Origin of the sequence: Pseudarthrobacter sp. PvP090, from assembly GCF_040547365.1 — a bacterium.
Classification (GTDB): domain Bacteria; phylum Actinomycetota; class Actinomycetes; order Actinomycetales; family Micrococcaceae; genus Arthrobacter.
This window is the reverse complement of sequence record NZ_JBEPPO010000005.1, coordinates 302,781-325,704: the sequence shown is the minus strand read 5'-3', so window position 1 is coordinate 325,704 and position 22,924 is coordinate 302,781. Positions and strand designations below refer to the sequence as shown.

The 22,924-nt window shown below is 66.1% G+C and carries 15 protein-coding genes; 2 read left to right on the top strand and 13 right to left on the bottom strand.

All coding sequences use genetic code 11. The features are described 5' to 3' along the window. Both ABIC21_RS08170 and ABIC21_RS08165 read right to left on the bottom strand, forming a co-directional pair. Window positions 1-2,655: beta strand repeat-containing protein (locus ABIC21_RS08170; RefSeq protein WP_354349897.1), on the bottom strand; the 2,655-nt coding region annotated here is incomplete at its 3' end. A gap of 638 nt (window positions 2,656-3,293) precedes the next feature. Then, the gene (locus tag ABIC21_RS08165) at window positions 3,294-4,448 is read right to left on the bottom strand and encodes a DUF6226 family protein (RefSeq protein ID WP_354349896.1); all 1,155 of its coding nucleotides are present in this window, start codon (window positions 4,446-4,448) and stop codon (window positions 3,294-3,296) included. Between the two features lie 112 nt (window positions 4,449-4,560). Here ABIC21_RS08165 and ABIC21_RS08160 point away from each other — a divergent pair, with 112 nt between their 5' ends. Continuing rightward, the gene (locus ABIC21_RS08160) at window positions 4,561-4,764 is read left to right on the top strand and encodes a hypothetical protein (protein ID WP_354349895.1); all 204 of its coding nucleotides are present in this window, start codon (window positions 4,561-4,563) and stop codon (window positions 4,762-4,764) included. A gap of 44 nt (window positions 4,765-4,808) precedes the next feature. Here the strand turns inward: ABIC21_RS08160 and ABIC21_RS08155 are convergent, their stop codons facing one another. Next, on the bottom strand, window positions 4,809-5,552 hold the full coding sequence (locus tag ABIC21_RS08155) for a hypothetical protein (RefSeq protein WP_354349894.1): 744 nt from the start codon (window positions 5,550-5,552) through the stop codon (window positions 4,809-4,811). Between the two features lie 253 nt (window positions 5,553-5,805). Here ABIC21_RS08155 and ABIC21_RS08150 point away from each other — a divergent pair, with 253 nt between their 5' ends. Next, entirely contained in the window at window positions 5,806-7,386 is a 1,581-nt protein-coding gene (locus ABIC21_RS08150) for an alkaline phosphatase D family protein (protein WP_354349893.1), read from the top strand. A gap of 3 nt (window positions 7,387-7,389) precedes the next feature. On the opposite strand, the gene ABIC21_RS08145 is transcribed toward ABIC21_RS08150, so the two are convergent. The 10 genes from ABIC21_RS08145 to ABIC21_RS08100 form a co-directional block, all read right to left on the bottom strand. Then, window positions 7,390-9,369, bottom strand: coding sequence for a vWA domain-containing protein (locus ABIC21_RS08145; RefSeq protein WP_354349892.1), 1,980 nt, complete (start codon window positions 9,367-9,369; stop codon window positions 7,390-7,392). A 105-nt stretch (window positions 9,370-9,474) separates the two neighbouring features. Then, window positions 9,475-10,626 carry a DUF6226 family protein gene (locus ABIC21_RS08140; protein ID WP_354349891.1) on the bottom strand — a complete coding sequence of 384 codons (1,152 nt, stop codon included), beginning with the start codon at window positions 10,624-10,626 and terminating at the stop codon, window positions 9,475-9,477. A 590-nt stretch (window positions 10,627-11,216) separates the two neighbouring features. Then, window positions 11,217-12,767 (bottom strand): APC family permease, encoded by a 1,551-nt coding sequence (locus ABIC21_RS08135; protein ID WP_354349917.1) that lies wholly within the window; start codon window positions 12,765-12,767, stop codon window positions 11,217-11,219. 157 nt (window positions 12,768-12,924) lie between these two features. Further along, window positions 12,925-14,484: an aldehyde dehydrogenase family protein gene (locus tag ABIC21_RS08130; RefSeq protein WP_354349890.1), complete on the bottom strand. Its 1,560-nt coding sequence runs from the start codon at window positions 14,482-14,484 to the stop codon at window positions 12,925-12,927. A 33-nt stretch (window positions 14,485-14,517) separates the two neighbouring features. Further along, complete coding sequence (betA, locus tag ABIC21_RS08125; RefSeq protein ID WP_354349889.1) at window positions 14,518-16,221, bottom strand: choline dehydrogenase; 1,704 nt, start codon at window positions 16,219-16,221, stop codon at window positions 14,518-14,520. A gap of 331 nt (window positions 16,222-16,552) precedes the next feature. Continuing rightward, window positions 16,553-17,122 carry a TetR/AcrR family transcriptional regulator gene (locus ABIC21_RS08120; RefSeq protein WP_502935973.1) on the bottom strand — a complete coding sequence of 190 codons (570 nt, stop codon included), beginning with the start codon at window positions 17,120-17,122 and terminating at the stop codon, window positions 16,553-16,555. Window positions 17,123-17,535: 413 nt separating this feature from the next. Then, a complete protein-coding gene (locus ABIC21_RS08115; protein ID WP_354349887.1) occupies window positions 17,536-18,909 on the bottom strand; it encodes an L-serine ammonia-lyase in 1,374 nt (457 codons plus the stop codon). Further along, window positions 18,909-19,544, bottom strand: a complete 636-nt coding sequence (locus tag ABIC21_RS08110; protein WP_354349886.1) for a sarcosine oxidase subunit gamma — start codon at window positions 19,542-19,544, stop codon at window positions 18,909-18,911. Before ABIC21_RS08110 ends, ABIC21_RS08115 begins: the two co-directional genes overlap by 1 nt. Next, entirely contained in the window at window positions 19,537-22,500 is a 2,964-nt protein-coding gene (locus tag ABIC21_RS08105) for a 2Fe-2S iron-sulfur cluster-binding protein (protein ID WP_354349885.1), read from the bottom strand. The genes ABIC21_RS08110 and ABIC21_RS08105 overlap by 8 nt, the downstream gene beginning before the upstream one ends. Beyond that, window positions 22,497-22,916: a sarcosine oxidase subunit delta gene (locus ABIC21_RS08100; protein ID WP_354349884.1), complete on the bottom strand. Its 420-nt coding sequence runs from the start codon at window positions 22,914-22,916 to the stop codon at window positions 22,497-22,499. The genes ABIC21_RS08105 and ABIC21_RS08100 overlap by 4 nt, the downstream gene beginning before the upstream one ends. Window positions 22,917-22,924: the final 8 nt, after the last annotated feature.

Here is a 22,924-nt window from a genome sequence, read left to right as displayed (position 1 = left end):
ACCCCAGGTCCCCGGGACCGCCGTCAGCTTCTGACCCGTCACCGCCAACCCCGTGACCGTCGGCACCGGAGCCGCCGTCAACGCCGCCGGCGCCGCCACAGCCTTCGTCGCCAGACTCGTCCTCGCCGCCGTCACATACCCGGCCTTCGAACCCGTCACCGTCACGGTCATCGTCTTCCCCAGGTCAGTGGCCGTCAGAACATAAGTGCTGGCGGTGGCCCCCACGATCGTCACCCCCGAACGCTTCCACTGATACGCCAACGCCACCGGAGCCGGACCCCAGGTCCCCGGGACCGCCGTCAGCTTCTGACCCGTCACCGCCAACCCCGTGACCGTCGGCACCGGAGCCGCCGTCAACGCCGCCGGCGCCGGCGTGCCGAAGGACAGCGTGCCCAGATCTGTCGTCTTGCCGACGGCGACCGTGATCGCCTTGGCGTTCGACTCGGTGGCGACGTTTCCTGAATAGATTTGGGTTCCGTCCACGCTGGATCGCGCCACGACGAAGTAGCTGCCGGTGCTGAGGCCCCTGACGGAGAACCTGCCGCTGGAGTCGGTGCTCCCACTCCGTGTGATGAGCCGGCCATCGCGCGTGTATGCCTGCACTCGGGCGTTGGCCAGCGCTATGCCCGCCTTGTCCTTCAGGAGGCCGGTGATCGTGCCGCCCGTGACGAGTGTGGCGTTGATACTCGCGACCGTCTGGCCCGCCCCGACGGTCAGCGTCTGCGCTGCGCCCACGCCGGCGGATTCGCCCTTGTTGTTGTAGAACTGCGCTTCCGCGACAGAGGAGCCGCTGGCTCGGTTGAATGCAACTTTGTAGGATCCTGCAGCCAGGCCACCGACGTTGAACGTACCGTCAACATTCGAATAGCCGGTCTTGACGATAGCCCCTGCGGTATTGAGCACGTTGACCGGTGTGTAGACCGCGCCGCCGGTGATCTTGCCGCTGATCGCAGAGGCCGCGCTCAGCGCGGGGTTGATGCCGGTGAGGTTCTGTCCGGCCGTCACGGACAGGGTGCGGGCACCAGCGAACGAGGCCGCGCGGTCGTACCACTGGTCCAACGCGGCCGTGTTCCGGCCGACGATGAAGAATTTGTAGGATCCGGCCGACAGTCCGGTGACCTGGTAGGTGCCGTCTGCGTTGACATCGGCGCTTGCAACTTCCGTCGTGGAAGAGCCCGCCGCATAGACCAGCACCGTCGTCGCTGCCACCAAGCCCATCTCTTGGGTTACTTTCCTGAGCTCCACGCCGGCAGGAGCGGTGACTCTTCCGCTGATGGTCGCACCACGGACCAGGGTGGCATTGATGCCCGTCAAGTCCTGCGCCGCCGCCAGATTCACAGCTGTGGCCGTGCCGAAGGAGCTCGCGGCTTTGTACCACTGGTCAGCGGCGCCGGACGCGCCTCCCCTGAAGGCCAGCTTGTAGGATCCGGGACCCGTAGCTGTGGCTTTGTACGTGCCGTCCGCGTTCACCGGAATGTGCGTCCACCGCTCTGGGTCAGTAGCCGAGTAGAGCGCCACGTGGATGGAGCTGGCACTCATCCCTGTCGGCAGCGTCACCTTGCCACTGACGGTGGGGGCCTTGACCAAGCTCGCGTTGACGCCGGTGAGGTCCTGGCCGGTGGCGACGGTCACGGCGGTGGCCGTCACCGAGGAGGCTGCGTTCTTGTGCCACTGGTCAACGGCGCCGGTGTTCCAGCCAGAGAAGTGGAGTTTGTAGGATCCCGCCGGCAGGCCTGTCAGCTTGTAGCTTCCGTCCTGCCCCAGGGTGGACTCACCCCGGTGCCTCATGTCGGCGGACCAGACCTCGACGGAAACGTTGGCAACATTGACCCCTGCCGGGGCGGTGACTTTCCCGCTGATCGTGGCGCCCTTGACCAGTGTGGTGTTAATGCCTGTGAGGTCCTGGCCCGCGGTGACAGTCACGGCAGTGGCCGTTTCAAAGGAGTCGGCGTTGCGGTACCACTGCTCCAGGGCTCCGGTGTTCCTGCCGGAGAACTGGAGCTTGTACGCTCCCGCAGCCAGGCCGATGACCTTGTAGCTGCCGTCGGATGAAACGCTTCCCGACCGAGTTAAAGGGCTGCCGTTCGAGGCCGCCGGCGTGGCACTCACGTAGGCGTCAGAAAGATTGACACCTGCCGGGGCGGTGACCTTTCCGCTGATCGTGGCGCCCTTCGCAAGAGTGGCGTTAAGTCCAATGAGGTCCTGGCCCGCGGTGAGCGTCAGTGCCGTGGCAGTCTCAAAGGAGGCGCCATTCAGGTGCCACTCATCGAGGGCACCGGTGCCCGCACCCGAGAACTGGATCTTATAAGTTCCCGCCACCAGGCCCATGATCTTATAGCTGCCATCCAGGGCCACGCTGGCGTGCTGGCCACCCGATTGCCATTGCGAGGCAGACGGGACGGCGGTGACGCCAATGCCGGAACGACTGACGCCTGCCGGCACGAAGACTTTTCCGCTGATCGTGGCGGCCTTAGTCACAGTGACGTTAATGCCGGCGAGGTTCTGGCCTGCCGTGACGGTCACAGGTGTGGCAGAGGAAAAAGAGGTGGCGTTCTGGTACCACTGCTCCAGGACCTCGCCGCTTGAACTGGAGAACTGCAGTTTGTAGGCGCCCGCGGCCAGGTCCGTGACTTTGTAGTTCCCGTCCGGTCCCACTATGAGCGGCTGACCGGGCTGGTATTGGGAGGCCGCCGGAATGGCTCTGACGTAAACGACTGGAATGCTGCCTACGGGAAAGGTGACTTTACCGCTGATCGTGGCACCCGGGGTGGTCGTCGAAACCGCATCGATTGCGGTGGCCGGGAGGGAACCCAGCATCATTAATATCGCCAGAACTGCACTAATAAAGGCAGGCAAGCGAAATCGACTCGTCGTTGCGAGCATGTCCATCCCCCAAGTTCATGCGTGAGCCGAAGCCTCGCAACTAAAGTCTGCTAGCCAGACTTTTGCAAATAGTAACCCGCGATCTGAGTTTTTACTATCGATTCATTTCGCAGACCTTTTGTGACGCGGAAATGCCCAGCCGGTTCCTCATGCAGGGCAGGTGCGGCCGGCCGCCGGCGTCGTTGAAATTCAGGCACTGCCGCGCGTCCGTCAGGCCGCGGACACAGCGGAAGTCGGCCGACCTTCGCGGGGACCGTTGATCATTTACGTGGACACTTCCGCTGTATGCCGCCGCGGTGGACGCCGGCCTCAGTGTCCGGTCCCCCAGGCGGCAACTCCCCTTCCGCTGGGGGCCAGGGCTGAGCCTTTCTGGCACCAAACCCTGAACGGCCCGTACAAGGGCGCCGGCGTTAGCTCCCGCGCAGCGGCCACGGGCTCCACCCGCCGTCGACCTCCCGCAGCCTGACCTCAGCGTCACGAAGGCGGGCGGCCGCGGCGGGGGCGGGTTCGCCTTGTCCGCTTTCCGATCCGGAGCCGTCGAACGCGTTCAGCGCGTACTCGCTCCACCGCTTGCGGCCCACCGGGTAGCGTTCGCTGTAGCCGCCGGCCGCGACCGTGAGCACCAGCATTTCCAGCCGGTCCGCCACGGTCTCGGCCGTTTCGTCGCAGGCATCGCAGCCGCACACCGGAAACGGGAAGTCCTGCAGCACGCCGGCGTGGACCAGGACTCCCGGATACCCGGTCAGCACAAACGTCAGGGCCGCCGCCCCTGGATCCCGCGGGGTGACCTTGACCGCCTGTAGCACGTCCCCACGCTCCCTCAGCAGGTCCCCGGCATGGGCCGGATCGTCCTGGACGTCGACGTCGTACACCGCCGTCAGGTGGTCGATCAGCGCACGGGCGACGACGTGAAGCCCGGCGAATCGCTCGGGGTGGCTGTCCACGCTGTAGGAGTCCGGGTCGGGCCCGTCGGCGCCCCATTGCCGGCCGTAGGGAATGGGCTCCCCCTCGCGGGAGTAGTAGGTGACCGCCGGCAGCGGCGGCCGGACATAGCGGGGCTGTCCAGCCGCCGGGGTCACCGGGCGGGGCGGCATTGCCGGAGACTCATCCCGCTCTTCCCGGGCCCAGTCCGACAGCACGGCAACGAGCCCGCGGACCGCAGCGTCGTCCACGCTGCGCAGACCTTCCAGCAGGCGGTCGACCTCGAACTGCTTCTGCCGGTTTCCCACCGTGGGCGGGGCCCCTTCGTAGGCGGTCCACTGCGCGTCCGGCCGCAGCCGGGCGATGGTGTTCCCGGCGAAGATGGCCGTCGCGGCACTGAGCGTGCTGTCGTCCGCGAGCTGGGGGCCGGCCGAGCGCAGGAACCAGATGAGCCGTTCGGGGTCACTGGCCAGTTCGTCGGCCTGCGCTCCCCGCACCGCGCAGAATTCAACGAACGGGGCATAGCCTCCCACGTGCCGGACTACCGCGGGGTCCGCCCCTCCCCGGTACAGCGCGCTGCCGCGTGACATTGGCGCCGGCAGGCCGGTGGGCGGTCCTTCGAACAAGTCCTCTGTCGTCCCCATACCGCGATCGTAGTCCGCGGCACCGCGGGGGCACCTGAGTGCGCCTCCCTCCGGACTCGGCAACGCCGTCGGCCGCTCCACCACAATGGCGGCAGCTCCTGTACGCAAGGAGATGCTGGAAGGCACCGAGCGGACCGTTCCGTTCGGGCCACCTGAGCGCCCCATGGGCGGGTACACCGAATTGCCGGAAGTCTGGAACGCCGAGGGCTCCGGCGATGAGGCGCGGGCCAAGGCATGGGTGGAGAAGGCATTTGAGCACGTGGCCGGGCTGCCGCCCAAAGAGCCGAAGGTTTCCAAGCCCCGGCCCAAAAAGTAGCCGCCCGACGCCGGCCCTTGAGTGCCGCGCATCGCCTTGGAGGTCTAGGGCTGGGAAACATTCACGAGTTCTGACCGGCTCCCTGTTTCCAGGTCCTCGGTTAGGACCAGCGCACCGACCTGGGGGCAGTGATATTTGTGCTCCCGTGCATTCTTTTCAAGCGGCGTCCAGTCGTAGACCTTGACGCAGTCGGTGTAGGTGCCGGACTTCGTGGAGACGGTCTCGCCGGTAGCGACGGTGTCCCGGATGTCTTCCGCATGACCAACGTAGAATTCCTGCCGGTAGGAATCGCCGACGCGCTGCTCGGCCTTCATCCAGATGCCGGCTTTCGCCCCGTCTCGTCCATGCAAAAAGCTGCCGGAGTGGTTCAACAACATCCCATTCCAGTAGTTGTCCACGTCCTCGCCGAAGTACCATACGTCGCCGTTTTTGTGTTGCGCCAGGTAATCCCGGGTTTCCTCTACGAGCTGCCCGTTCTTGTATTCCTTATCCAGATACACCACCGTCTCCACGCCCTCTATGGTCACGGTCTCCGGCAGGATTTCGATCTCAACCCGCTCGGTGACTTTTCCCTGCTCGGTGGTCTCGTACGTCATTTTCTTGCCGACAGGGAGGGCGAAGTATTCATTGGTGATGTTGGTGGTGAAATCGGCAGGGTTGATCTGCGGGTTGTACTCCGCGGCCGTGGTTCTGTTTGTGTTGTTGAAGGCAAACATTGTCACCCCGCCAACAACCAGCAGCAGCAGCAGGACGATGAGACCCAAGAAGATTTTGGTTCGTGGATTCATGACCTTTCCCACTCCTTCTGAGTAGAAATTCCTGTAGGGGGTCAGAGCACCGCTGCTTGCCCATGGCCATAGCAAAAAGGTAGTGCAGCCTGCGCTGAACCAGAACACCTTTGGCGGACCGACTTCTGATGAGGCCTGAGCGGGATGTAAGCGAAACTTGCCAAAACCCAGTTAACGACTTTTGTCACACAGTTAACCGCACATTCACATGGCCCACAGAACCTGTCCAACCGCCCTCCGTACGGTCGAAGCCATGGACAACATTTCACGCAGATCCATCCTTTCCGCTGGCCTCGGGGCCGGGCTCGTCGCCGCCTGGCCGGGTGCCGCCGTCGCCGTTTCCACCGCGGACGACGCCGGCCTCCGCACTGATCCGTTCCTGCTGGGCATCGCCTCCGGCGAGCCGTGGCCGGACGGCTTCGTGATCTGGACCCGGCTGGCAGTGGACCCGGTGGCCGAGGACGGCCTGGGCGGGATGCCGTCGCGCAACGTCGCGGTGGCGTGGGAGGTGGCGGAGGACGCCGGCATGCGCACGGTAGTAGCCCGCGGCGTCGAGAACGCCCGGATCGAAACCGCGCACTCGGTCCACGTGGAGCTGAAAGGCCTCCGGCCGGGACGTGAATACTTCTACCGGTTCCGCACCGGACGCCACCTCAGCGCCGTGGGCCGGACGCTCACCAGCCCGGCGCCGCACGAGACGCCGGCGGCGCTGGCCATGGCGTTCGCCAGCTGCGCGCAGTACGAGCACGGCTATTTCACCGCCTACACCCGGCTGGCCGAGGACCAGCCGGACCTGGTGCTGCACCTGGGCGACTACCTGTACGAGTACAAGAAGGACAGCTACGTGATTGCCGGCGGCAACCCGCGCGACCACGAGGGCCCCGAGACCACCAGCCTGGCCGGCTACCGCCAGCGGCACGCGCAGTACAAGGCCGACGCCGACCTGCAGGCCGCGCACGCGATCGCACCCTGGCTGGTCGTGTGGGATGACCACGAGGTGGACAACAACTGGGCGGACGAGGTCCCGGAGAACACCGACGCCGGCCAGCTGAACGACACCACCGAGCGGTTCCGGCAGCGCCGCACGGCCGCCTTCCAGGCGTACTACGAGAACATGCCGCTGCGGGCCTCCTCCGTGCCGTCCGGGGTCGATATGAAGATCTACCGCACCATCCAGTGGGGGCAGCTGGCCAACTTCCACATGATGGATACCCGGCAGTACCGCGACGACCAGCTCGCCGGTGACGGCTGGAAGAAGAACGTAGCAGAACGCCTGGCCGAGGACCGCACGATCACCGGCGCGGAGCAGGAGAAGTGGCTGCTGGACGGCTTCCGGAACTCCACGCAGCGCTGGGACATCCTGGGCCAGCAGGTGTTCTTCGCCGAGAAGGACCGGAACCGGGCGCCGGAGATCGACGACGTCTCCATGGACGGGTGGGACGGCTACGCCGCGTCGCGCCGCCGCATCACGCAGGGCTGGGTGGACGCCAACGTCCGCAACGCCGTGGTCCTGACCGGAGACGTGCACCGCAGCTGGGCCAACGACGTCAAGGTGGACTACAAGGATCCGGCGTCACCCGTGGTGGGCTCGGAACTGGTGTGCACGTCCATCTCGTCCACGGGCAACGGCACCGGTTCCACCACGGATCCGGTGCAGGCCTGGAACCCGCACCTGAAGTTCTTCAACGACAACCGCGGCTACGTGAACACCCGCATCTCCAAGGACGCCATGACCGCCGACTTCCGGGTGCTGGACTACGTCGCGACGCCGGGCTCCCCCGTTTCCACGAAGGCATCGTTTGCGATCCAGGACGGGGTGCCGGGGCTGCAGTAGCCCCTAGCCCGAGTTCCGCTGAGAAGCCCTGCGCCGCAGGAACACGAACACTCCGCCGGACGCTGCCAGCAGCCCGGCGATGCCGAGTCCCCACCACAGCGGGCCGGTGCTGTCCGACGTCGACGCCTCCTGCGGGGCGTCCGCGGCAGCGGCGGAGGGCTGTTCGGAGGGCGCCGACGAGGGCTCCGCGGTCGGTGTGGCTGCTATCAGCAGCGGCCCGTCCTCGGCGTCGCCGCTGACGTCGATGGCCAGGTCGAAGGCCAGTTCGCTGCCGATGTCCACGGTGGAACCGTCCTCGAGCGAGGCGGCCAAGTAGTAGCCGCCAGGGTAGGCGATCAATTCGATGCCCGAGTCCTTCGAGTTGCGGTTGTTGTAGCGCACCGGGACGGCCATGCTGGCTGCCAGGCTGTCACCGGTGCGGATAAACGTGTAGTTCAGCGAGTGTCCCGAGATGTAGTTCTCGCTCCCGCGGGCGAGTTCAGTCTCCTGGCGCAGCGGGTTGAAGAGGGCGAGGTTCAGGCTCTTGCCTATCGCCCCGGCGGAGGCGCCGTCGGCCGTCACCGTCGCCTTGAAGCTGAGCCGCTGGCCGTAGCCCACCGGGATTTTGTAGAACTTGGTTTCCGCACCCAGGAGCGAATCGGAGAACAGGCCAGGCGTGAGCTCGGCGGCGGTGTTGTAGCTGGCGCCGCCGGCCACCGGGGCTGCGGTGCCGCCGGGCGCCGGGACCACCGGGGGCAGCGACGCCGCGTACGCGTCCGGCAGTCCCTGGGTGTCGCCCGCGGGCTCGGTGGCGAATAGGAGTTCCACGGGCAGTTCCTTGGTCCAGGCCCAGTTGCCGGCGCGCTCCACCTTCAGGAAGGCCTCACCGTTGGCGTCCGCCCCAAAGCACTTATCGCCGGCGTCCTCTCCCAGGGCGGGGGTGCTGAGCGCCGCCGTCGGCGGGAAGAGGAAGGACTGGTTGGAGTTGGCATGCTCGGTGTCCTGGATGAGGCACGATTTGTCCTGCGCGTCCACGAAGGAGACGGAAAGGTAGGCAGTGCCCGAGGTGTCCGTCTCATCGGTCCGCGGGACCAATAGCGTCGCGGCGGCGTGGGTCCGCTCCCCCGGGGCCAGCTGGATCTTGTAGTAGCGGGTGGATCCGGCCTCGGAGGTGCTGTTCTTCTTCGACCCCTTGTCCAGGACGTCGAGGTACTGCCCGGCGGTCAGGAGCGGGGCGTCCGCCGGGGACGTCCCTCCGGTGATCGGGGTGCCCTGCGCCTCGTAGACGCCGATGGCCCGGGTGGTCCGGATAGTGAGTTCCTCCGTCAGCGCGGCAGCGTCCCGGGCGTCGGTATAGGTGCCTCCGGTGGCCGTGGCGATGCATTCGAGTTCCGCCCGGGCGGAGGCGTCCACCTTGAAGCCGATGGAGTGGATGCTCAGCTCGGTGCCGGCGGCGGCGAGTTCCTTCGCGACGTCGCACGCGTCGGGAGGGGCGCAGGTATCGATGCCGTCGGAGACCAGGATGATGGACCGCGGGCCCTTCACATCGGCCAGGGCCTCGCTGGCCGCCCGGAGGGATGCCCCCACCGGGGTGTAGCCGGTGGCCTTGATGCCGTCGACGGCGGCCGTGAGCGCCGCCTTGTTCACCGCACCCACCGGCGCCAGGGTCCGGATGTCGGCGCACCCAGCGGCCTTGGAGGACGGCGCGGAATCGGTGCCCGTCCCGTAGACCATCAGTCCCATCCGGGCGGAGTCGGGGACGGCTCCGATGAGGTTCTTCACCGCGGACTTTGCGGCGTCGATCCGCAGGCCGGGGGCGTCGTCCTGCATCATGGAGCCGGACGCATCCAGCACCACCATGACGGGCACTGACTCCTCGGCGGCCGCGGACGGCGGCGCAGGCAGCAGGATCGTGGCCGGCACCAGTGCGACGGCGAGCAGCAGGGCTGCTGCCGCGGAGGCAGTGCGGGTGAAAAGGGACGTACGGGGCGGTCGGCCGGACATGTGGCCCTTTCACAGCGATGGGAAGTAAGAGTCGGCTCCCAATCTAGCCTTAATATGTGTCTGAACTGGGACGATGGTTCCCCGGGGGCGTCGTTGCCTTCCGCCTCAGCTCCGGCGAAGCGGCCAGGGACTCCACGCGCCGGCCACCTCCCGCAGCCGGATCTCCGCGTCATGCAGGCGGGCGCCGCTGGCCGGGGCAGGTTCACCCTGGCCGCTTTCCGAGCCGGAGCCGTCGAACGCGGTCAGGACGTATTCACTCCAGCGCTTGCGGCCCACCGGGTAGCGTTCGCTGTAGCCGCCGGCCGCGACAGAGAGCACCAGCATCTCCAACCGGTCGGCTGTTGTCTCCACCGTTTCGTCGCACGCATCACAACCGCACACCGGAAACGCGAAGTCATGCAGCGCCCCGGCGTGCACCATCACGCCCGGGCACCCCGTCAGCACAAACGTCAGGGCCGCCGCCCCGGAACCCCTCGGGGTGATTTTCACCGCATTCAGCACGTCCCGGCCCTCGATCAGCAGCTCGCCGGCATGCACCGGATCGTCCAGGACCGCGACGTCGTACACGGCAGTGAGATGGTCGATCAGGGCACGGACGACGACGTGCAGCCCGGCGAAACGCTCGGGGTGGCTCTCCACGTTGTAGGACTCCGGGTCGGGTCCGCCCCCGCCCCACTGCCGGCCGTAGGGAATCGGCTCCCCGTCGCGGTTGCAGTAGGCCTCAGTGGGAAGGGCCGGGCGGACGTAGCGGGGCTGCCCTTCTGACGGGAACACCGGAAGGGGCCTTGCCGGGGGCTCCTCCTGCTCTTCCTGGACCCAGTCGGACAGCACGGAAATCAGCCCGCGGACTGCGTCGTCGTCAGCGCTGCGCAGAGCCTCGAGCAGGCGGTCAACCTCGAACGCCTTCTCCCGGTTTCCCACCGTGGAAGGGGTCCCTTCGTAGGCTGTCCAGTTCGCGTCCGGCCGCAGCCCGGCGATGGTGTTCCCGACGAAGACCGCCGCAGCCGCACGGAGGGTGCTGTCATCGGCGAGATGGGAGCCGACCGTGCGCAGGAACCGGATAAGCCGTTCAGGGTCCGCGGCCAGCTCATCGGCCGGGGCTCCCTGGGCCTCGCAGAATTCAACGAACGGGCCATAGCCTTCAAGGTGCCGGACCACCGCGGGGCGGGACCCTTCCCGGTACGGCGCGGTGCGCCGCAGCATCGGTTCCGGCATTCCGGTGGGCTGCCCTTCGAAGATGTCCTCTGGTCTCCCCATAACCGCGATCCTAATCCCCCGAGCTCCTCGTAGAGTCCGCCGACGTTCGTACCGGCGTTCGCCATTGATGCCATCGCGAAGCGCACCTCTCGGGAGTGTCCGCGTACCTCTTTGCCTTCTCCAGATACGGCAGGGCTGTGTCTCCAGGCGTCACGTTGTTGGCGGGATCGTAGAACGCCCCGAACATGGCATAGTTGGGCGGCCAGAGGAAGAAGTGGAATCTATAGCACGCAGAATCCCCCGCCTTCTGCCAGCTCACCGGCGGGATCCCTGACGGTCCACGCGGCGGGCAAGTCGAATGTCAGTTGGCCGTCCGCCGTCGTGTACTGAGTCCAGGCCGCCGACGCCGTCGGGGCGCCAGTAGCGCTCGGTGACCCACCCGAGGACCCTTGGCTCGGTGCTGCGGTTGCCGTGACTGAGGCGGCGGGTCCGCTCGGAGTGTCCGACGCCGGCGACGCTGCCTGCTGACCACATCCTGATCAGCATCCATCACATGGGTGCGGCCACCGCGTGAGCTCTCTTCGAAACGTACTTTGGTGGGTCGTTTCAAGAATCACGCGGTGGCCGCCTCACGTCCGGGAGCCGGGCCGTTACATCACGCTAATGGGCACACCCGATTTCGTCTCGGCGGAGCCCAGCGACGTAGGTGCTGTGGTTGCGGCTGCGTGCCCGGCGAGGACACCCGTCTGGTGCCGAAGCTTCAGTCGGTACATCAGGACGCCGGTGAGGGTGACGGCAGCGACGAAGAGAACCCCGCCCCACTGCAGGTACCACTCGAATGGCGGCACGGAGTTGTAAATTTCCGGGCGTGGCCAGATGAGGTTCAGTGTCATGGCGCCGCCCCACAGGACCGCGAGGATGTTCACCGGCAGTCCCCATTTGCCCAGGCTGAAGCCGGGCTCGGTGCCGTCATCGGGCAGCGGCCACTTTCTGGCCAGGCGGTTCCGAAGCATGGGCACGGTCACCAGCAGGTAGGAGAGGTAGATCAGGACAATGCTGATGCTGGAGAGGATGGTGAAGATGGCGGGCTGGGAGACGTTCACGATCAGCGGGATGATCGCGATGATTCCGATCACGATGGCGGCGACCGTTGGGGTCTTCCGGACGGGGTGTACCTTGCCCAGGTGGCGGCTGAACGGAAGGTTGTTGTCCCGGGCCATTGCGAACATCATGCGGATGGCGGCGGCGTGGACGGCCAGCGTGCAGACCATGACGGCCACCACGATGCACAGCAGGAAGGCTTTGCCGAAGGGGCCGCCCAGCACGGAGAGCACTATGTATTGCAGGCCGCCGTCAGCAGAGCCCAGCTTGGGATCATTTAGGTCCGGGGCCGCGAGGAGTCCGGTGAGCAGGATCAGTCCGCCCAGCACAAAGGACGCGGTGATCGCCCGCAGGATGGCCCTGGGTGCTGTGCGCTTCGGGTCCTTCGTCTCTTCTCCGAGGGAGCTGGCGGTATCAAAGCCGTACATTACGTAGCCCGATGCCATGGCGCCGATGATGAACACTCCGAAGAAGCCCAAGGGGTGGTCCGCCCCAAACCCGGTGGTTTCGAAGAGGACACCGGGTCCGCGGACCATGTGCCATGCAAGTGCGAGGATAAGCAACACCGCGGCAACAAGTTCAACGAGGACGCCTACGCTGTTGATCTTGGTCATGAGTTTCACCCCGAAGGCGTTGATGAGGGTGGAGATGCCGATCATGATGCTCGCGAGCAGTACCCCGTTGAGGGCGAAGTCGTAGGTGCCGGTGCCGTCACCGATGATCTGGAACCCGGACCAGATCTGGGGCAGGGTGAGCTGGAGGGCCAGTGCCACGGCGCCCAGGGCCATAATTGAGGAAATTAACAACAGCCACCCGGCCAGCCAGGCGAAAGTGCTGGAGGAGAGCCTTTTGGCCCAGTTGTAGACCGAACCGGCCACAGGGTAACGCCCTGCCAGTTCGGCGAAGCATAAGGCCACCATCAGCTGCCCGGCGAAGACAATCGGCCAGGACCAGGCGTAGGCCGGGCCGGCCATCGCGAAACCGAAATAGAACAGTTGAAAAACGCCGGTAAGGATGGAGATGTAGCTGACTCCGGCCGCGAAGCTGGCGAACTTGCCGATGCTTCGGTCCAGGGTCTGGGCATAGCCGAACTGGTCCATGCCGCTTGAATCAGTACTCTTGCTGGGTTCTGTCAATGGAACTCCTAAGTCAGAAAAGCACGATGGTGTTGATTTGCGGCCGCTTTGGACGCAGATGAAACCAAGCGACCGGGCGCCGCGCCGTTGTGGCGCCCGGCTGTTTCCCCAATGCTGTTGCCTAGTTGGCTGTGCCCTCCCCCGTTTCCTTCGGAGCCGGAGCCGCGCCGAACCAGCCGCTGGGTGCGGGCTGGATGTTCTGCCAGATGTGCTTTGCCTCGCGGTACTCATTGAGGCCCGCCCGGCCGAGTTCGCGGCCGATCCCGGACTTCCCGAAGCCGCCCCACTCAGCCTGGGGTACGTACGGGTGGTAGTCGTTGATCCACACGGTTCCGTGCCGGAGGGCGCCGGCGACGCGCTGCGCTTTAGAGGCGTCCGATGTCCATACCGCGCCGGCCAGGCCGTACTCTGTATCGTTCGCGATTGCGATGGCCTGATCCTCGGTCCGGAACGTCTCGATGGTCAGCACCGGGCCGAATGACTCCTCGCGCAGTACGCTCATGCCGGAGCGGCAGCTGCCGAGTACGGTGGGCGGGTAGAAGTAACCGTGGGCGAGCGGTCCCTCGTCAGGGATGTAGCCGCCACACAGTAGCTCGGCGCCCTCCGCAATGCCGGCCTGAACGTAGGCGTGGACCTGGTCCCGGTGCTTGGCGGAAATGAGCGGCCCGGTCTCGGCGTCGGGATCGAACGGCCCGCCCATGCGGATCTTTTTCGCCCGTTCCACGATCTCGGCCACAAAGCGGTCTGCAATCGACTCCTCGACGACGAGCCGCGCCCCTGCCGAGCAGACCTGCCCGGAGTGCAGGAAAACGGCAGTGAGGGCGTTGTCGACGGCGGCGTCCCAGTCGGCGTCCGCGAAGACGACGTTCGGGTTCTTCCCGCCGAGTTCGAAGGCGACGTTCTTCACTGTCGCCGCGGCCGCGGCCATGATCGTCTGGCCTGTGGCCAGGCTTCCGGTCAGGGAGACGAGGTCGACGCGCGGGTCGGAGCTGAGTGGGCCGCCCACCGTCGAGCCGGGTCCGGTGACGAGATTGGCGACGCCGGCAGGCACGCCTGCCTCTTCGAGGGTTTCCATGAGCAGGATCGAGGTGGACGGTGTGAGCTCGCTGGGCTTTAGCACGAACGAGTTTCCGGCGACGAGTGCTGGCGCCACCTTCCATGCAGCCTGGAGGAGCGGGTAGTTCCACGGTGCGATGAGGGCACAGACACCGAGCGGCTCGTAGACCACGCGGCTGATGGCGTTGGGCCGGCCCGTGTCGATCACCCGGCCGGCGTCGAGGCCTGCGATCTTTCCGTAGTAGCGGAAGCAGGCAGCAATGTCGTCTATGTCGTACTCGGCCTCGACGAGGCGTTTGCCGGTGTCGAGCGCCTCCGCCCGGGCGTAGGCGGCCTTGTCCCGCTCAAGCAGGTCGGCCACGCGAAGCAGCACGGTGCCCCGCTCGATATCCGTGAGCCTGCGCCACGGGCCTCCATCGAACGTTACCCGTGCACTGGCGATCGCCCGCTCGGCATCCTCTACGGTGGACGACGCGACAACTGCCACTTCGTGCCCGTCTGCCGGGCAGCGCACGGATGTGGTGCCGCCGTCGGACGCCTGCTGCCAGGCTCCGCCGATGTAGAGGCCCTTGATGGAATCCCGTGATTTCCCGGCCTGATGGACTTGCTCAGCTGTGGCAGTCATTGTCTCCCCTTCTGGTGTGTGCATCCATCATTCCTAGCCCCTGGTCGCAGGGGCGGCGTTGCCGTTACGCTCCAGCGGGCTGACGCCGTGCCGGTAGAACTCCGTGTGCTGCGGCGCCAAAGGTGCGTTGCCGGCGATCAGGTCGGCGGCCTTTTCAGCGAGCATCATGACAGGCGCGTAGATGTTGCCGTTGGTGACATAGGGCATTGCGGAGGCGTCCACCACGCGCAGGCCCCTGGTGCCGTGCACGGACATGTCCAGCGGGTTCACTACAGCCATGGGATCGGAATCGGGGCCCATCTTCGCAGTGCAGGACGGGTGGAGTGCTGTTTCGGCGTCGCGGGCAACCCAGTCGAGGATCTCCGCGTCCGTCTGCACGGCCCGGCCCGGAGACAGCTCGCCCCCGCTGAAGGGGACCATGGCGGACTGGCCCAGGATGTCACGGGCAACTCGAACGGCCTCAACCCATTCGCGGCGGTCCTGGTCCGTGGAGAGATAGTTGAACACCATGGACGGGTGCACGGTGGGATCGGTGGACTTGATCTTGAGGGTGCCGCGGGAGTCGGAGTACATGGGGCCGATGTGCACCTGGTAGCCGTGCTTGGCATCGGCCTTCTGGCCGTCGTAGCGGACTGCGACCGGGAGGAAATGGAACATCAGGTTCGGGTACGCAACGTCCTCGTTGGAGCGGACGAAGCCGCCGCCCTCGAAGTGGTTGGTGGCTGCCGGTCCCGTCCGGCCCAGCAGCCACTGGAGCCCGATCAGCGGGTAGCGCCACAGGTCAAGGTTAGGCTGCATGGAGACCGGCTGGGTGCAGGCGTGCTGGATGTAGACCTCGAGGTGGTCTTGGAGGTTTTCGCCGACGCCGGGCAGGTTGACCACGGAGTTGATGCCCAGGGAGTTCAGGTGGGGCGCGTCTCCAACGCCGGAGAGCTGGAGCAACTGTGGGGTGTTGATGGCGCCGCCTGCGAGGATCACTTCGCCTGCGTTCACCTGGTGCGTCGTGCCGTTGCGGCGGTAAGTGACACCGGTAGCCACGTTGCCCGTGAAGTTGACCTTGGTGACCAAGGCCCGGGTCAGGATGGTCAAGTTGTCCCGGCCGAAATTCGGCCGGAGGTAGGCGCGGGACGCCGAGAGCCGCTGGCCTTTGTGGACGTTGCGGTCAAATGCGGCGAAGCCTTCCTGGCGGTACCCGTTGACGTCATCCGTCAGCGGGTACCCGGCTTCCTGGGCGGCGGCGAAGAAAGCCTGGAACAGGGGGTTCGTGGCCGGGCCGCGTTCCAGCACGAGGGGGCCTGAGTGCCCTCGCAGTTCATCGTCCGGGTCCGCGGCGGTCGCGTTTTCCATCCTGTTGAAGTACGGCAGGCAATGCGCGAAGTCCCATGTTTCCATCCCGGCGTCCGCGCCCCAGCGTTCGTAGTCGAGCGGGTTTCCGCGCTGGAAGATCATGCCGTTGATTGAGCTGGACCCGCCCAGTACCTTGCCGCGTGCGTGCGCTACCCGACGGCCGCCCATGTGAGGCTCGGGGTCCGACTCGTATCGCCAGTCGTACAAAGGATTGCCGCTGGGAAAGGTCAGCGCGGCGGGCATCTGGATGAAGAGGTCCCAGGGGTAGTCACTCCGCCCCGCTTCGAGGACCAGGACGCTGCTCTGGCCTCCATCGCTCAGACGGTTGGCAAGCACGGACCCCGCGCTTCCGCCACCGACGATGACGTAGTCGTAGTTGGTTTTTGTCATGCTGCAAACTCTCCTTCTGCCTGGCGCAGATCTTCCGCCCAGGGCCGGTGATCCTGCTTCCGGAAACTGGCGGTGCACCGTGGCGCTCCGGTGAAACCGCGAGACGTTGCTGGTGTGGTGTAGGTCATACCGCTGAACAGTAATGTAACTTGAACAAGTGTTCAATAGCACTACTGGACAAGTGTTCAGAAAGTTTGTTTGTTGCGTGCAAAGGCTGCGGCGCCTCGGTACGCGCCAGGGGCTGGCGGGCCGCGCGGCGGCTGAGCTTGAAGAGTTCTAGCGTCGCTGGAGAAGGCGGTGGCGCCTTCACGGAATTCCTAGGCAATCCCCGCTAGGCGGCGAAGGCGATCTCCTCAGTTCGGGCGAGGCTCCTTTGGATGGAGGCCTCGTCCACGCCCAGGAGCGCTGTCAGCCACATCCCGTTTTGCACGACAACAATGTCAGCCGCCCGCACCCTGCATTCATCACTGGAAAGTTCAGGTTTGGCATTACCTATCAGCGCCGCGAGTCCACTGAGGTACCGCTCGAAGGCCGCCGCGTTAATCAGCGCAAAGTCTTCATGGGCCTGCGCGAGTGCCCAAAGGTGGAGGCGCAGGGACAGATGTTCGGTGGTGAGGAATTCCGGGTCCGCAACGCGGCGTAGAGCCTTCTGGAGCTGCCTGTCGGGGGGCGATGCCGGATCGGGGGCAATCATCTTGACGTCGCGCTCGTCAATCTGATGCAAGGCCGCACGAATGAGGCTCATCTTGTCTTCGAAGTAGTAGTTCACCAGCCCGAGTGCGACGCCGGCTTCCCGGGCCACCGCGCGCATATTGACACCTGAGATGCCGTGGCGCGACAGCAGCTCCAGTGCCGCTTCGAGAATGCGCGCCTGCCTGTCAATCTGTTGGCCCGACTTCATGGCGTTTGTAATCACTTGGCCAGAATATGGCCAAAATCGTGACGGTGCACCCCGCTGACAGGACGCCCTGCTCCAACGCTCGGTCGCACGCCACCGCGCCTCTCTACCCGGGACACTGCTTACGGGTGGAAGTAGCACTCCCTGAGCCGGCTAGGCCCGGATCTTATATCCGGTCGGCTTATTAAAGAGCTTTCGCGTGCTGGCTCCGGCGGCCGCAATCCAAAGGACGGAGTCGTCGTCAGCGGATTGTTCCACCACACCGGTCACGCCGGCGACGGTGACATGTTCGTATGAGTGTGGTCTAAGGGACACTTCTTGCTCCAAGGGGCGGGATGCCTGCGAAGCCAGGCGTTTACTAATGGGATGCCTGCCTGGGTGCTTGTTCACACTTGGGGCTACCGGTCCTTCAGGGCTCAGCACTCGATGACGTTGACGGCGAGACCCCCGCGGGAGGTTTCCTTGTACTTGGTTTTCATGTCCGCTCCTGTCTCGCGCATGGTTTTGATGGCTTTGTCCAACGACACTTTGTGGCTGCCGTCCCCGTGCAGGGACAACCGCGCGGCGTTGATGGCCTTCACGCTGGCGATCGCGTTCCGTTCGATGCAGGGAATCTGCACCAGGCCGCCGACGGGGTCGCAGGTCAGGCCAAGGTTGTGTTCGATCCCCACCTCGGCGGCGTTCTCCACTTGCTCGGGGGTGCCGGCCAGGACCTCGCACAGGCCGGCGGCCGCCATCGAGCAGGCCGAGCCCACCTCGCCCTGGCAGCCGACTTCGGCTCCGGAGATGGAGGCGTTGATCTTGAAGAGAATTCCGACGGCGGCCGCCGCCAGCAGGAAGCGGACCACGCCGTCGTCGTCGGCTCCCGGAACAAACTTGATGTAGTAATGCAGCACCGCGGGCACAATGCCGGCCGCGCCGTTGGTCGGGGCGGTGACGATGCGGCCGCCCGCGGCGTTTTCCTCGTTGACCGCGAGGGCGAAGAGGTTCACCCACTCCATGGCCCGGAGCGGATCGGTGACGCCGGTGTCCGCCGTGAGGGTCTGGAAGAGCGACGGCGCCCGGCGCCTGACGTTCAGTCCGCCGGGCAGGATTCCCTCCGCTGCGCAGCCGTTGTCCACGCATTCGCGCATGACCGCCCACAGTGCCAGCAGCTTTTCGCGGAGTTCCGCTTCGCTGCGCCAGACGAGTTCGTTGGCGAGCATCACGTCGGAGATGGACATGCCCTCCCGCTTGCAGATCTCCAGGAGTTCGTCGGCCGTGGTGAACGGGAAGGGGAGAACTGTAGCGTCGGCCACCACACGGTCGCCGGCGTCGGCGTCGCCGTCCACCACAAAGCCGCCCCCAATTGAATAGAAGCTCCGTTCGCTCAGGACGGCCCCAGAGTGGTCGAGGGCCCGGAAGGTCATACCGTTCGGGTGCGCCGGGAGGGACTTGCGCCGGTGCAGCACCACGTCCTCGTCCCAGTTGAAATCCACCCGGTGGTCCCCGCATACCCACAGTTCGGCGTCGAGGGCCGCGGCGGCCACCTGGTCATCAGCCGTGGCGGTGTCCACGGTTTCCGGGTCCAGCCCTTTGAAGCCCAGGACCACTGCCTTGTCCGAGCCATGGCCCCGCCCGGTGGCACCCAGCGAACCGAACAACTCAGCCTGGACGCGTTTGGTGGCGCTCAGGTGGCCGTCGCCCTTGAGTCCGTCGGCGAACAGCTTTGCCGCCCGCATCGGGCCGACCGTGTGTGACGACGAGGGCCCGATGCCAACAGAGAACAGATCCAGGACGCTAAGCGCCATCAGGGGACCTCCGGCGAGTCGTACTCGCGCATTGCATCGAGGAGCCACCGGCCCAGGAACTCCGCGAAGGAGGCTCGCGGGAAGAGCCGGAAGCTTTCCTCCCCGGTCTTCTCAAGGACCACCGGGATGTTGCCTACCTCGGTGTTCAGGGCTGTTCCCGCGGTGAAGCTGCGGGGGTGCAGGTCCAGGGAGCAGCCCTTTTCCAGAACTGCCCGGGCCTGCGGGCCTGAGAGCTCGAACGTGGTGCGGTTCGCGGAGAGGTCCACCACTTGGCCCGGGGCGTCGCCCAGTGCTTCCACGAGGGATCCGATGAGGTTGCCGCCCAAGGAATCATGGGCAGCTTCCGGTGCCACCACCAGGAACTCGGAAGGTCCGAGCCAGAGGACGCTGATGCTGTCCGTGCCGGTCACTTCGCCGCAGCGCACCGGCAGGTTGCCGGCTACGCGGGCGATTCGCGAGCCTTCCTCGGAGCGAGGGTCCACGCGGACTCCGACCATGGTCTGGAACGGGCCTTCGCTGAGGACGACCTTGCCCGGGACGGAGCCAGCCTGCAGGGCCTCGGCCAGGTGGGAGGCGGGGCTGCGGCGGATGTCCCGGAGTCCATTGACGCCTGTCAGTGCTGCTGTCTTAGCCATCTTTGCGGGTCCCTTCGGGGTCATAAAGTACGGTTTCTGCGACGACAACATCCACGAGCTGGTCGCCGGCGGCGGCCACGAGGGTCTCACCGATGCGGTTGCGGCCATTCTTGATCAGTGCCAGCCCAAAGGAACGTCCAAGGGCGGCGCTGTGGTAGCTCGAGGTCACGAATCCCTGCATGGGGACCGGGCCGTCGGCGGGGTTTGTGGCTATCCCCTTTTCCACCAGTTGGGTTCCTTCGGGCAGCCGGATCGTGCCGTCCACGGGAAGGACGCTGACCAGGTGTTTCCGGTCGGTGCGGCCCGCGTCCTGGCGGGCGTAGGACCGTTTGCCGATGAAGTCCTTGGCCTTGGACACCACCCATTCCATCCCGGCGTCCTGCGGGGTGACGGTCCCGTCGGTGTCCTGGCCGACGATCGGGTAGCCCTTTTCGGCCCGCAGCACGTGCATGGTTTCGGTGCCGTAGGGGGTGATGTTGAATTCCGCTCCGGCCGCTGCCACGGCTTCCCAGGTGTTCAGCCCGTACCAGGACGGAACGTTGATCTCGTAGGCGAGTTCGCCGGAGAACGAGATCCGGCAGACCCGGGCCTGCACGCCGGAGGCGAGGGTGGTTTCGCGGAAGGTCATGAACGGGAAGGCTTCCGCTTCCAGTCCGCCGTCGGCGGCAAGCTGCGGTGCCACCTTTGCGAGTACCGCGCGGGATTTGGGTCCGACGACGGCGATGGTGCTCCACTGTTCCGTCACCGAGGTGCAGTGCACGTCCAGGTCCGGCCATTCGGTCTGCAGCCATTCCTCCAGCCAGTCGAGCACCTTGGCGGCGCCGCCGGTGGTGGTGGTCATGAAGAAGCGGTCGTCGTCGAGACGCAGGGTCACACCGTCGTCGAAAATCATGCCGTCTGCCATGCACATCACGCCGTAGCGGGCGGAACCCGGCGCGAGCTTCTTGAACGCGTTCGTGTAGATCCGGTTGAGGAACTCACCGGCGTCCTTGCCGCGGATTTCGATTTTGCCCAGGGTGGTGGCGTCCATAAAGCCCACGGAGCCGCGGACGGCGGCGCATTCGCGGAGCACCGCAGCGTCCATGTCCTCGCCGGCCTGCGGGTAGTACCAGGGGCGCTTCCACTGCCCGACGTCCTCGAAGAGGGCACCATGGGCGACGTGCCACGGGTGGATAGAGGTGACGCGGGCGGGGTCGAAGAGTTCGCCGCGCTGGCGCCCGGCCAGGGCGGCGAACGCCACGGGGGTGAACGGTGCCCGGTAGGTGGTGGTCCCGATGTCCCCGATGCCGCGGGACGCTTCGCCGGCCTGCCGCAATGCCGCGGCGATGACGCCAATGGCGTTGACGCCGGACGTCTTGCCCTGGTCGTTGGCGGTGCTGATCGAGGTGTAGCGCTTGATGTGTTCCACCGAGCGCATGCCGGCGCCGGTGGAGCGCAGGACGTCGGCTACAGACTGGTCGCGCTGGAAGTCAACGAAGTGGTGGTGCCAGTCCTCCGGGGTGCCGGACTGGCCGGGAACGAGCCACAGCTGCCGGGTCGGGGCCGACGCCTTCGGTTCCGAAAAAACCAGCGGATCGACGACTGCGCCAGCATTTTCAGGGTTGAAGCCTGCGGCGATGGCTGCCGATGTTCCGGCTGAGATGCCCTCGGCCACGCAGTCCTCGAGCTCGAAGCTGCCGCGGCCGGAGCCGATGGTCTGCTGGTTCGGGACCACGGTGCTCGGCACAAAAGCGGCGAGCTCGTCGTCCCAGCGCAGCTTGCCCTGGCGCTGGGAGTGGAGGTGGACCAGCGGGCTCCAGCCCCCGGAAACGGCCAGCAGATCGCAGGCGAACTCTTCGATGCCGGAGGTGAGGTCGCCGTCGTCGTTGATGCTGCGGACCGTGACGGCGTTGAGCCGGCCGTCGCCGGAGTCCGAGCCGGTGGTGTTGGCAACGGCGCTGCCGATCAGCACCCGGGTGCCTGCTTCGACGGCGGCCGCCGCAACGTCCGTGAACTTGGCACGGGCATCGACGACTGCGTCGACCTTGACGCCGGCGGCCTGCAGGTCCGCAGCCAGGGCGTAGGCGCTGTCATTGGTGGTGCTGATAAGAACGCGCTGCCCGGCCGCGACGGCGTAGCGGTTGAGGTAAGTGCGGACGGCCGAGGCGAGCATGATGCCGGGGCGGTCGTTGTTCTCGAACACCAGCGGGCGTTCGTGGGCGCCGGGAGCAACCACCACCTGGTTGGCGCGCACGTGCCAGATCCGCTGGCGGGACACGCCGGGCGCTGCGGGGCTGGACAGGTGGTCGGTGCGGTTCTGGACGGCGATGACGTAGTTGGCGTCGTAGGCGCCGAAGGCGGTGGTGCGGTTCAGGACGGTGCACTCGGAAGCGGAAACCAATTCGGCCTCAACGTCCGCCACCCATTCCAGGGCCGGCTTGCCTTCAATGGTCTCGACCAGGCCGGGAGCCACGGACCCTGACAGGAGCGAACCTCCCAACTCGGGCTGGTCGTCCATAAGGATCACCCGGGCGCCGGTGCGTACGGCCTCGCGGGCGGCGGCCAGGCCGGCGGGGCCGCCGCCGATGACCAGGACGTCGGTGTGGACGTACTTCTTGTCGTACTCGGCGCGGTCCTCCTCCGGGTCCAGCTTGCCCAGTCCGTTGAGCAGTTCTGCTTTCAGGCCGTCCACCAGGGTGACGGTGGTGGCGGGGAGCATGGACTCGGCCACGTGGCCCGGGAACCGGGGTTCAATACGAACCAGCGCGTTGGATTCCTCCACGCCGGCGGACATGATGCCGCGGGCGCGGTCCTCGTAAAGCGAGTTGCCGGCGGCGATGCGGCCGTTGGCGAGCAGGGCCGAGGCGAGTGTGTCGCCGGGGTGACCGGTGAATTCTTCGCCGTCTACGGTGAACCGCCAGGAGATGGTGCGGTCGATGCGTCCGCCGGCGTCGAGGCGGGCGTTCTGGGAAGTCACTTGGTTGCTCCTTCCGGGGCGGTGGCGCTGGCGGGGGCTGTGCTTGTGGCAATGCTCGTTGCAGCGATGCTGGGAGCCGCGGTCCCGGTGGTAGTGCTGTCCGGGGCGGTGCTGGCCGTGCCGGATTCAGGCGCCGGGGCGGCTTTGTCCGGACGGGCGGCGCCCATCGGGTAGACAGCCTGGATCTCGTAGGTGACCGTGTCGCGGAGCATGTTGAACCACTGGCGGCAGCCGGTGCTGTGCAGCCAGCGTTCGGCGAAGGCGCCCTTGGTGTTGTCGCGGTAGAACAGGTACTCGGCCCATTCGCGGTCGTTCAGTTCGTTCGGGTTTTCGGGGTAGGCGATGTGGGCCTGGCCGCCGTAGTGGAATTCGGTCTCGTCGCGGGAGCCGCAGTTGGGGCATGAAATGAGGAGCATGTCCGGAC